This window comes from Microcystis sp. CS-574 (assembly GCF_028329095.1).
GTDB classification, from domain to species: domain Bacteria; phylum Cyanobacteriota; class Cyanobacteriia; order Cyanobacteriales; family Microcystaceae; genus Microcystis; species Microcystis ichthyoblabe_A.
The window spans coordinates 1-11,897 of record NZ_JAQMSY010000183.1; the positions used below are offsets into that span (position 1 = coordinate 1).

General features: G+C 44.1%; 8 protein-coding genes and 1 pseudogene. 3 read left to right on the forward strand and 6 right to left on the reverse strand.

What is annotated here, in order from left to right:
* Positions 1-206: pseudogene (locus PN470_RS14765) on the forward strand (transposase); the annotation flags it as partial.
* 257 nt (positions 207-463) lie between these two features.
* Complete coding sequence (locus PN470_RS14770) at positions 464-2,704, forward strand: glycoside hydrolase (protein WP_271939268.1); 2,241 nt, start codon at positions 464-466, stop codon at positions 2,702-2,704.
* A 389-nt stretch (positions 2,705-3,093) separates the two neighbouring features.
* Here PN470_RS14770 and PN470_RS14775 read toward each other — a convergent pair whose 3' ends face one another.
* From PN470_RS14775 to PN470_RS14795, 5 genes are all read right to left on the reverse strand, one after another.
* Positions 3,094-4,284: a HEAT repeat domain-containing protein gene (locus PN470_RS14775; protein WP_271939270.1), complete on the reverse strand. Its 1,191-nt coding sequence runs from the start codon at positions 4,282-4,284 to the stop codon at positions 3,094-3,096.
* Positions 4,285-4,395: 111 nt separating this feature from the next.
* Positions 4,396-5,172, reverse strand: coding sequence for an energy-coupling factor ABC transporter ATP-binding protein (locus PN470_RS14780; RefSeq protein ID WP_103112319.1), 777 nt, complete (start codon positions 5,170-5,172; stop codon positions 4,396-4,398).
* Between the two features lie 14 nt (positions 5,173-5,186).
* A complete protein-coding gene (gene cbiQ / locus PN470_RS14785) occupies positions 5,187-5,960 on the reverse strand; it encodes a cobalt ECF transporter T component CbiQ (protein WP_130758368.1) in 774 nt (257 codons plus the stop codon).
* A 104-nt stretch (positions 5,961-6,064) separates the two neighbouring features.
* On the reverse strand, positions 6,065-6,388 hold the full coding sequence (locus PN470_RS14790) for a PDGLE domain-containing protein (protein ID WP_272104737.1): 324 nt from the start codon (positions 6,386-6,388) through the stop codon (positions 6,065-6,067).
* Positions 6,389-6,416: 28 nt separating this feature from the next.
* Positions 6,417-7,145: an energy-coupling factor ABC transporter permease gene (locus PN470_RS14795; protein WP_272104738.1), complete on the reverse strand. Its 729-nt coding sequence runs from the start codon at positions 7,143-7,145 to the stop codon at positions 6,417-6,419.
* Positions 7,146-7,574: 429 nt separating this feature from the next.
* Here PN470_RS14795 and PN470_RS14800 point away from each other — a divergent pair, with 429 nt between their 5' ends.
* Complete coding sequence (locus tag PN470_RS14800) at positions 7,575-8,111, forward strand: deoxycytidylate deaminase (protein ID WP_002755901.1); 537 nt, start codon at positions 7,575-7,577, stop codon at positions 8,109-8,111.
* A 116-nt stretch (positions 8,112-8,227) separates the two neighbouring features.
* Here PN470_RS14800 and gyrB read toward each other — a convergent pair whose 3' ends face one another.
* On the reverse strand, positions 8,228-11,455 hold the full coding sequence (gene gyrB / locus PN470_RS14805) for a DNA topoisomerase (ATP-hydrolyzing) subunit B (RefSeq protein ID WP_272104739.1): 3,228 nt from the start codon (positions 11,453-11,455) through the stop codon (positions 8,228-8,230).
* Positions 11,456-11,897 lie beyond the last annotated feature (442 nt).

The following is an 11,897-nucleotide window of genomic DNA, read 5'->3' on the forward strand; positions in this document are numbered from 1 at the left end:
AAAATTGGAAAAATGGATAAGAATAGGCGGGATATTATATCAAAGTAGTGCCAGCATGATCCAGAAGCATTTGCCTGGTATTTGTAATTACTTTGAAAATCATACAACCGACGGATTAATTGAGGGAATGAATACCAAAATAAAGCTTATTAAAAGAATAAGTTATGAATTTACCAATTAAGCTGTTTGCTTGCTTTAATTCATAACAAAAATTAATACAGGAAAACCAGGAGAGCCCGCAATTTAAATTACGAACAGCTTACTGCTGAACTCCCAATACTCACCACCAGAGGAGCCGATCCTTTAACAAATACAAAGAGACGATACCCCCTCAAAACCAGTTGATAGGATTATGGTAGTGACCGAAATCAACTTTTAAAAATCTATAATGGGCTTTATTGTCCATTATTATCTAATATAACGGCTTTAAAGCCTGTTATATGTACTTTTTCTCGGTATTATCATGGCCTATCCTCTCTACGTCGCTTTTATTTGGCATCAACACCAACCCCTCTACAAATCCTGTCAAACTAGCACCGATGCTTCGGGACAATATCGCTTACCCTGGGTGCGACTGCATGGAGTGAAAGATTATCTCGATTTAATCTTAATTCTAGAACGTTTTCCCAAATTACACCAAACTGTCAACCTTGTCCCCTCTTTAATCCTGCAATTAGAGGATTACGTCAACGGACTAGCTATAGACCCCTATCTTGCTCTCACCGTCACCCCAGAAGCGCAGTTAACCCTGGCACAAAAACACTTTATCCTCGAACACTTTTTCGATGCTAACCATCGTACCCTGATCGATCCGCACCCCCGTTACGCCCAATTATACGCACAGCGTCAAGAAAACGGTCATAGTTGGTGTATTAGCCATTGGAATCTGCAAGATTATAGCGATCTCTTGGCTTGGCATAACCTCGCTTGGATCGATCCTATCTTTCACAGTGACCCAGAAATCGCTGCTTGGTTAGAACAGGGAAAAAACTTCACTTTAAGCGATCGCCAGCGAATTATCTCCAAACAGCGTCAAATTCTGCGTCGCATCTTGCCGCAACACCGGTTAATGCAGGAAACTGGACAACTAGAAATCATTACCAGTCCCTACACCCATCCAATTTTACCCCTGCTGGCCAACTCGGAAGCCGGCCGGGTAGCGGTGCCGAATATGACCCTTCCTCGCCAATATTTCCACTATCCTGAAGATATTTGCCGCCATCTCCAGAAAGCTTGGCAAATCTATATCGATCGCTTTGATAAACAACCTCGAGGACTTTGGCCCTCGGAACAATCCGTTAGTCCCGCAATTCTCCCCGCTGTCGCTAAACAGGGTTTTCAGTGGTTATGTTCCGATGAGGGGGTGTTAGGTTGGTCTCTGGGACATTACTTTCATCGCGACGAAAAAGGCAATATTAGCGAACCAGAATTGCTTTATAGTCCCTACCTTCTGGAAACTAGCAACGGCAATTTATCGATGGTTTTCCGCGATCATCGTCTCTCGGATCTGATCGGATTTAGCTATAGTGGCATGAAAGCGCAAGAGGCCGCTACAGACTTAGTTAAACACCTAGAAGCGATCGCCGAACAACTGAAAACCAACGCAGAAACCACGACGCTAGAAAAACCCTGGTTAGTTACCATTGCGCTAGATGGCGAAAACTGTTGGGAAAACTATCATCAAGACGGTTTACCCTTCCTAGAGAATCTTTATCAACTTTTAAGCGACCACCAAGCGATCGAATTAGTCACTGTCTCGGAATATCTCGATCGCTTTCCGGCTAATGCTAAAATCCCTGTCAATCAACTTCATAGCGGCTCTTGGATCGATGCCAATTTTACCACTTGGATCGGCGATCCCGCTAAAAATAAAGCTTGGGAATATCTAATTTTAGCCCGTCAAACCCTCGCTAATCACCCGGAAGCGACGGAAGATAATAACCCCGATGCGTGGGAAGCATTGTATGCAGCGGAAGGTTCCGATTGGTTTTGGTGGTTTGGTTATGGCCATTCCTCCAATCATGACGCAATTTTTGACCAACTTTTCCGCGAACACCTAATCGCTCTTTATCAAGCTTTAAATGAGCCAATTCCCTCCTATTTGCTCGAACCGGTGGAAGAACACGGGGATAAACAAAGTAATCGTCCGCTGGCTTTCATTCACCCCATTATCGACGGTTTTGGGGACGAACAGGATTGGGATAAAGCTGGACGGATCGAAATTGGCGGCGCCAGTGGTACAATGCACCGGACTTCCTTAGTACAAAGGCTCTTTTTCGGTTGGGATCACCTCAATTTTTATCTGCGTTTCGATTGGAAACCGGGGGCAGAATTAGGCAAAGATATCCCGCCTGAAGTGCATTTATATTGGTATTATGACGAAGTGCATCGTCTGCAAAGTCCAATTACCCTAGCAGATATTCCCCCTCGATCGCCCCTCGATTACGGTTATCATCATCATCTAGGAGTTAATTTAATCACGGAATTTACTTGGTTAGAAGTCGCTCAAGAATATTTTACTTGGCAGCGAGTTCCTAGTAGTGCCAAAGCTTCTTTTAATCAATGTTTGGAAATTGCTGTCCCCTGGGAAGGATTACACATTGAACCCGATGCTCGTCTCCATTTAATCGCAGTTTTAGCTAATCAAGGTCAATACTATGATTTCCTCCCCGTTGAAGAATTAATCTTCCTGCAAAGACCTTAAATCAGTGATCAGTGATCAGTAATCAGTAATCAGTTTTTTAGTTATCAGCTATCAGCTAGAATCATTTATTAGTAAGTGATCAGTAATAGTAGAAAGATATGTTTTAGCTTTAACTAATCAGATAGATGGCTCTCTTAGGTTTGGTGGCTAAAATGTATTCTAAGATACAGTCTTGGGGCAGTGAGTGGAACGAACCACAGAGACACAAAGGACACAAAGATCGATCACTAATATATAAGTTAAACTTATCACACAAAGAATAAGAGAGCCTCAATTTTTCCATTAATGCCCAATTTGCTCAAGAAGCGCAGGAGAAATTAAACGCTATCCTTGGGGAAATGGATGCGGATCACTGACAAATTCACCACATCTGTGCATCGGTAAATTAGCTATATAGTCCCATGATCTAGCTTTTTTAGGGCGCTGAGAGCATGGAGACGGACGATCCCTTCCCCATCGGCTGCTAAAGTCAGCAAAATACTTTTATTATCCCGCTCTAATTCTCCTAAAGCGATCGCTAGAGACTGTTTAACTCCCGTATCAGTGAAGAGCGCCGGACGGGAGTGATAAAAATTACTGAGAATTTCCCCTGCTTGTTGGCGTAATTTCTGGCAGGTTTGCCGGCCGAGAATAGCGATAATTTCCCGACAAATTAGGACATTTTCGCTATATAAAGCCTTTTCTAGATAATTTAAAGCTTCTCCATCCTCGATCCAGCCCAATGCTCGCACTACAGTTAATTTTAAACTATCGGGAGTTAAGGAAGATTGCAGCAGTGGATTTAAAGCTTTAGCTGAGGTTGCTGTGCCGATACGACCGAGAGCGATCGCCGTTTCTTGACAGATCTCGAGGTGGATATCGAATAACAGCGGTTGCAGATGGTTAAGTAAATCTGCTTGGGGATAATTCGTCCCTAGGTAACTACTAGCTTTAATTGCTTCCCGTCGCACAGCGATGGCCGGATCCTGTAAAGCATCGAGGATAATCGCAGTAATCTGGGGATGGTGAAAACTGCTTAAAGCTTCGATCGCCATCGACCGAATGGCGCTAGATTGATCCTTAACTACAGTTAAAAGCGGTTCGATAATTTCCGGCCGGCGAATTTGTGATAAAGCTTGTACGGCTAAAAAACGGGTATTAGAGTCGGACAGTAATTGTCCTAAACTAGAGATGGCAGAACTGCCGATATTAGCTAAAGCAGCCGCAGCCATTTGGCTGAGTTCCTCCTCCTCCGATCTTTGCAATAATTGACTGAGAGCGAGAATACAGGCTCGATCGTCAAATTGACTGAGAATTCTCGCCAGAAACCAGCGCATTTCCCCATCTTGTTCCTCGGATTCTAACAGGGCAATTAGAGGAGCGATCGCCGATTGCCCGATTTGAGGAAATAGTTTCGCTGTCTCCCATCGCTGTTGAAAATCGCATTTTTGTAAAGCTTCTAGGGCTAAATCGAGGATTTCATCGTTAATAATCGATTCAACAGCATCTTTTTGGTTTAAAAGTCGCTGTATGCTGGCGTTTACTGTCTCCCAGTCCTTTTTATTCAACGCTATCTGAGCTTTTTCTAGCAGAGCTTGCATCGTGAGAAATGGCCTCGATTTTCGTGCTACCTATCTCAAGAATGTCAGACTTTCTCGCTTTTGTCCTCTCTCATAATGCAAGAAACCGATAATAAATCTCCAAATTGTGCATCAGACATCAGTATAGGGGGCATCAGCGATCGCACAGTAGGGACGACTATAACAAAGGGGTGTTTCCAAGTCGTGTTGTTCCAAAAATTCCCGATTACTTAAAATCCTAGCGGTTTCTCCTTCTGCTACCACCTGACCACGACTTAACACCACCGTGCGATCGCATAATTCTAAAGCCAGATCGAGATCGTGGGTGGCGATCACTTGGGTTTGGGGTAAAGTGGCTAACAGTTGTATTAATTGCCGACGGGACCTGGGATCCAGTTGGGCGCTAGGTTCATCAAAAACTAAGACCTCCGGTAACATGGCTAAAACCCCTGCAATTGCCACGCGTTTTTTTTCACCCCCCGATAGATTCTGACTGTTTCTCTTACCGTAATGCTGGGAATCCAATCCCACCGCGTGTAAAGCATGATGACAGCGATGGTTTAGATCCTCTCCCCGAATACCCTGATTCATCGGGCCAAAAGTCACATCTTCCCAGACAGTGGGCATAAATAGCTGATCGTCGGGGTTTTGGAAGACTAAACCGACAAAATTGCGGATATTTTCTAAATTCTCCGGTTTAACTTCGTAGGGACCGACGGTGATTCTACCGGTTTGTGGCGGGAGAATACCGTTAAAATGCAGTAATAAGGTGGATTTTCCCGATCCATTTGCCCCGACTAAAGCCACCTTTTCCGTAGCTTCGATGGCTAAATTAATACCCTTTAACGCTTCTGTGCCGTCAGGATAGGTATAAACTAGGTTTTCAATAAAAATCGGGTTGTGGTGCATGAAAAACGAGACTTTTACCTGAGTAGATGTACCATTTGACCCCAGAGGATCAGAATTACTATGGCAATTATAGCGAGATAATCTTTCAGCTTACTTTGGGGAACCTGTACAGAGGGCAAGGAACCGGTGTAACCCCTCGATAACATGGCTTGATAAATGCGATCGCCACGTTCGTAGGTACGGATAAATAAAGCGCCGATCATGTGTCCCACTAGCAGCCGTTGCCATCGGGGACTACTCATTAAATTGCGCGCAATTGCTGCCCTTCGCATGGAATTAAATTCAGCGATCAAAACAGCTAGATAACGGTACATAGAAGCCAAAATTGCCACCAATAAAGGGGGGGTTTTTAGGGTAACTAATGCTTGTAACAGGTCGGGAATTGCTGTGGTTAAAACCAGAATATTGACCGTACAAAGACAGAGAAAAGCTTTAAAGGCCACACTGCCTAAAACCAGCAATCCCTCGCTAGTTATCCGCAAAAATCCCCAAGACCAAAGAATTTCCCCGCCATCACGAAAAAGAGTTCCCAATAAAACCACACCGATAAAGACAAATTCGATCGCTACTCTTCGTAAAAGTACAAGAATAGTCACCCGACTGATCAGAATTAAAATAATTAATCCTAATCCGTAAATCCCCCAAGTTTCCCAGCTACCATTCGGGGTTAAGGCTGTGGCAAAAACTAACAAAAGAGTCACTAAAACCCGGGTATGGGGCGCAAGTTTCTGCCAAAAACCGCAATTTTGGCACTCATTTTCGCGAGAAAAAGTGGCAATGTGTAGCATTTATTCAGTTATCAGTTATCAGTGATTTAGGTATTTAGGGATTTAGGGAAATTTCAGCCAAATGCCGCACTACCCCACTACCCCACTTCTCGACTCCTATCTACTTATTCCTGATTTTGGGATTTTGGAATGACTAATTTACCGATACCCCAAGCGATGCCGAAAGTGGCAAGAGTTCCCAGAAAACCGGCGAGGGGAGTGGCCACACCTTCGGGAACACCTTTGAGGGCATAACCATCAAAAATTCGGGCGGAGGGTAATTGATTACCGAGGGCGTTAGGGTCTTCTTTTTGGCTAAATTGCAAGTCTTCCGCCACTCGATCGAGTCCGTCGGGATCGGGACTGGCAAAGGGAGAAAGGAAAACGGCAATAATTAGGGACAATACCAAGCCAATCAGAAAAAATCGGCTATTTCTGCGAATATTCATCGACTTAATTGGTTTATTGACGAGAAGCTTAGGAAGGGGAAACAGAAGTATTAACGGAATGGGGCGGATCGTAGAGGAGATCGGGACGAGTTCGCCAGATATAACCGACAGCGAAAACGGTAATCACCGCTTCCCCGATACCGATGAGGATATGCCAAGATAACATGGCCACAAGGGCGACTAAAGGCGGTACAGTCCCCGATAAAGCCAATTGCAGGGCGCAAGCTAACGCAGCCACCACCACACTTGTCCAAGCAGCTACGGCAACAGCGATCGCCATACTGCGCCAACGATGAAAACCGAGGGCTTTTCTAATCCCCAGATAGAGATAATAACCGCCAAACGTCCCGATCAGACCCATATTGACGATATTTGCCCCTAAAACCGTTAAACCGCCATCTTGAAAAAATAAAGCTTGCACGATAAAAACCACCGCCATCACCAGAGAACCCGCCCAGGGACCGAGTAAAACCCCCGCGAGAGTCCCCCCTAACAAATGTCCGGAGGTTCCCCCCGGAATGGGAAAATTAATCATCTGGGCGGCAAAAATAAAGGCGGCACAAACTCCCATCAAAGGTACAGCCCGTTCAGCGTAGTGACCGCGCACTTTTTTGAGAGAAAAGCCAATCAGGACAACGGCAATTATCCAAGTAAATAGACTCACCGATGGACTCAAAAAGCCGTCGGGTATATGGAGGGCGAGATAAGGGGTCAGGAGAGGGTGAAACAAACCAACCCCTAGAAAATTAACAGACATTAAAATTCAGTCTCCTTGGCAATTTGGGTTAAAGATTTCCATAGAATTGCGTCGCTAGGACGGAAAAGTCCTCTCTTCTAGTAGATAACTAACCGCTTCATTTTACAATGCCCTCTCTGGGGATTTAAACCCTTTAGCTTCTTAAGAATTTCTGTTATTTTTCTGGTCGTCAGGGTTTAGCTATCAGCCAAAATCTCAATTATTCTCAAGCAGTCAAATTATTTAAATTATTATTAATTTTTCGAGGTTTTTTCAGTTTTTATGCTATTCCTTAATCAGTGAGCAGTTATCAGTTAGAAGAGGCTGGTGACTACATTGACTACGCGATCGGTAGTCAGGGTAGTGCTTTAATTGGTTTAGAGGTCATCTAATGATAAGCTATCAGAGATAACTCCCTCTTTTTCGCTTTTTCTAGCTTGGTGTGAAACCGTGATCAACTCTGAAGAAAAAAGACCGACTTGGGACGAATACTTTTTAATGATCGCTAAATTAGCCGCCACCAGATCCACCTGTTTAGCTTTTCCCGTCGGTGCGGTAATTGTCAAAGATCGGCAGGTTTTAGCCACGGGGTACAATGGTTCCCCATCGGGAACGGTTCATTGTACTGCCCAGGGTTTTTGTTATCCCGGTTTGGGAACCTGTCGAGAATCTGGAGAAATTCCCTCTCGGGCAATTCATGCTGAAGCTAATGCGATCGCTCAAGCGGCTAAACACGGTATTTCTACCCAAGGAGCTAGTATCTATGTTACCTTAGAACCCTGTATTTCCTGTTTAAAACTAATTATTTCTTCGGGAATTAAGGAAGTTTTCTACGAAGCGGACTTTAATAGTGGGACAAAAGCCATGTTAAGGGATTCTTTTCTAGAAACGGGGATTATTAAATATAAAAAGATTTATTTATCAGAAGAAATGGCTAGTCATGCGGCCTTATTTTTATTAAATCCCATTTCGATCGATCCCAGGTAGTTAGGGACTTGCGCTTTGATAATGTACCTTTTGGGCGAACGCAGTTCGCCCCTACATTGTGGACAAAATCCGTTACTGTAGGGGCGCAAGCAACCTGCGCCCTCCGAAGTTACTGTTTAAATGTCCAAATCCGTAAGATTTAAACGCGGTCCGTGGGTTTCGATAAATTCTCGCCGGGGGGCAACTCGATCGCCCATAAGAATGGTAAATAATTCCTCTGCTTTGGCTGCGTCTTCGATTTCCACCCGTTTTAAAGTGCGAGTTTCGGGATTCATGGTAGTATCCCAAAGTTGTTGGGGCATCATTTCTCCTAACCCTTTAAAACGTTGGATTGTGTAGTTAGCATTGGAGGGAAATTCCGCTATCTTTTGCTGTAATTCTCGATCGCTATAGCAGTAGGAATGATTTTTACCGCGTTCCAATTTATAGAGAGGAGGACAGGCGATATATACATAACCTTGATCAATTAAATTCTTCTGATAACGATAGAAGAAAGTTAACAACAAAGTTCGGATGTGGGCGCCATCCACATCAGCGTCAGTCATTAAAACAATGCGATGATAGCGCAATTGTGAGGGGTCGAAATCTTCTCCTTTAATTCCTAAACCGAGGGCGGTAATTAAGGATTGAATTTCCGTATTTTTGTAGATTTTGGCATCATCGGTTTTTTCGATATTGAGGATTTTTCCCCGCAGAGGTAGAATCGCTTGAAAACGACGATCGCGCCCCTGTTTGGCACTGTTATGGACGAAAACGCCGGAAGCAAGGGCAAAGTTATGGGTATGAGGAACCTCGATATCATAGACATCGAATCTTGTTTCTAATCGCTCGATCGCCACAACTCGATGATTGTAATTAGCCACCGCTTCTAAGGCTTTATTTTTATCACCATCAAAGTAGCGATCGCAGAAAGAATCAAATCGCAATATTGATTTATCCCGCGTCTGAAGCCGATATTTTTGATAAGCTTCCAAATCAATATAACCTCGTTCGATCTCAATTTGTTTTAAGGTCGCTAGGGTTTTTTGATAGTAAGTTTTATTCAAAGCATCACGACGTTTTGAACGAAATTCCCCTGTCCATTGTTCTTTAGTTTTCTCCCGTCGCCATGATAGTAAATCCTGATTTTGCCATTGTTGTTTGGCAGTTTCAGAATAAACTTGACGCTGTTCAGGATGGTCGATAAAGTATTGACGAACTTTATCCGCTTGTGCTTGGCGATTTGTCTGGTTACTCCAATATTGCTGTTGTGCTTGATAAAGTTGTTCGGCATTGTGTCGGCGGTATTCCTCATTTGTATCGTAGAAAGTGCGCCATTTTTCGGTCATGTAGGCTTTATATGCTGCTACTTCCCATTGTGCTTTGGCTTGTTCTGATAAAATTTGCCTTGTTTCTGGTTCTAACATTCGTTGACTCATCATCAAGCGAAATTCATCAGTCTGACGAAGTTGACGACATTTTTCGATCACTTCAGGACGATGTAAAGTTTTCTGAATGTGATAACGATGTAATTCCAAATGATCCTGAATGGATAATCTTTGAAGATTGGAGGGATTATTGTTCAGTTTATTGAAGTCTATGTGATGACAATGTTCTCCATCTTCGAGTTGATAAATTCCCTGCCAACGATTATACCAATCAGCGATCGCATGAGTGAACAACCAAGAATCGGAAGCGGGATTCCAGACCATTTCATAACCGTTAATGGTGATTCCGGGGTCACGAAGATCGGACAATTTCCGATACAAAGGCATTAAAGCATCTTCTGGAGTTAAAGCCGCAGCAGGTTTATAGCTACCATCTCTTAACAGGAAAAGATGGTCAGGAGTACAAATAATCGCTTCACCATGATCGAGAGTAATTTTAATTACTTCTGCGTCTTTTTTGGTGATGCGGGCATTAATAACTCGTTCAACCCCGATCGTGCCATTGTCGCGAATGGTATAACAAAAATGTTCCTTTCCTTGGGCTTGTTCGGTCACTAGCTGTTTAAAACTGAGGTTGCGTCCATCGACAAGGGCGATTTCTGTATCACCATGAAAACAACCGCCGGCGCTGTCACCTTCGACGATGTAAATTTCTGACTTTTCTGGGTCTCTTTCGCTACAATCAGCCAATTTACCCGGTAAAGGTGAGGATTCCAAGACCGATTTCCGTCGTACTAAGTCCCGGGCCCGACGGGCCGCTTCCGCCGCTTTGTACGCTTGTACTGCTTTTTCGATAATCGTGTCGGCCACTTGGGGATTTTGTTCTAGGTATTCGTTGAGAGTTTCCCCCACCAGCGAATCGACGATACCCCGGACTTCGGTGTTACCTAATTTGGTCTTGGTTTGGCCCTCGAATTCCGGTTCGGGGACTTTTACGGAAATAACGGCGGTTAAACCCTCGCGGACGTTTTCCCCCGCTAGATTAGGCTCGTTTTCTTTAATTTTATTGCGTTTACGAGCAACATTATTTAAAGTACGGGTCAGAACTGCCTTTAATCCTTCTAGATGAGTTCCCCCGTCAATGGTGCGGATGTTATTAGCAAAACCGAGAATATTGTCGCTATAGGCATCTATACACCACTGAAACGCCACTTCGATATTAATTCCGTTCTTTTCCCCCGATACATAGATAATATCTTTGTGCAGGGTTTCTTTTTCCCGACACATATAGGCGACGTATTCTTTAATACCCCCCTCATAACAATAGGTTTCGATGTGGGGTTCTTCGGCACGGTAATCGCTAAAGGTGATTTTAACACCGGCATTTAAGTAGGCTAGTTCTCGTAAACGTCCGGAGAGGGTACTGTAATCAAATTCGATACCTTGGCTAAAAATTTCGGTGTCCGGCAGGAAATTAACCCTAGTTCCCGTTTTTTCCTCTTGACTGGGACTGCTGACCAATTCTGTGACAGGGATACCTCTTTCGTAGCGTTGGGTATGTACTTTATGATCGCGCCAGACGGTGACATCGACCCATGCAGAAAGAGCATTAACGACGGAAATCCCGACCCCGTGTAACCCTCCCGACACTTTATAACCACCACTGCCAAATTTACCGCCGGCATGAAGTATAGTGAGAACGGTTTCGAGGGCAGATTTACCCGTGGTGGGGTGGACATCGGTGGGAATACCCCGGCCATCGTCGGTAACGCTGACGGAACCATCGGCCTTGATATCCACTTCGATATGAGTACAGTAACCCGCTAAGGCCTCATCGATCGAGTTGTCCACCACTTCATAGACTAAATGATGTAGTCCCCGCGGCCCGGTCGTACCGATATACATCCCCGGCCGCTTCCTGACTGGTTCTAACCCTTCGAGAACTTGTATCTGTTCCGCGCCGTAGTTACTTGTCATAAAATTTCCCTGAAAAGGCTGTGATCCCTGATTGAACCTAAATGAATAGCAAAATCTTCAAAAATTGTAGCACATAAGGGTTAAAGACTGCTTAAATGCCTTTAGAGAGAATTTTTTATTAGGGTTGGGGTGTGGGGGGTGGGGAAGTGGGGAAGTGGAGAAGTGGGGAAATTGAACTAAAACCCCAAAACCCCAAAACCCCAAAACCCCAAAACCCCTAAATCCCTATCTCCTGTCTCCTGTCTCCTGAATGCTGACTCCTGATCACTGCCAATTACTGATCAATAGTCTTTAAATAGGGTTGGCTGAATAAATCTAAAAACCTTGTTGGGTAAGACTTTTAGACCTTTTGACCATCAAAAAGTAATGGTTCGGGGAGTGATCGGGGGAAAAATTCCTGGACTTTCTCCCTGAAAATTAGGTAATTGACCCCCTCAAAACC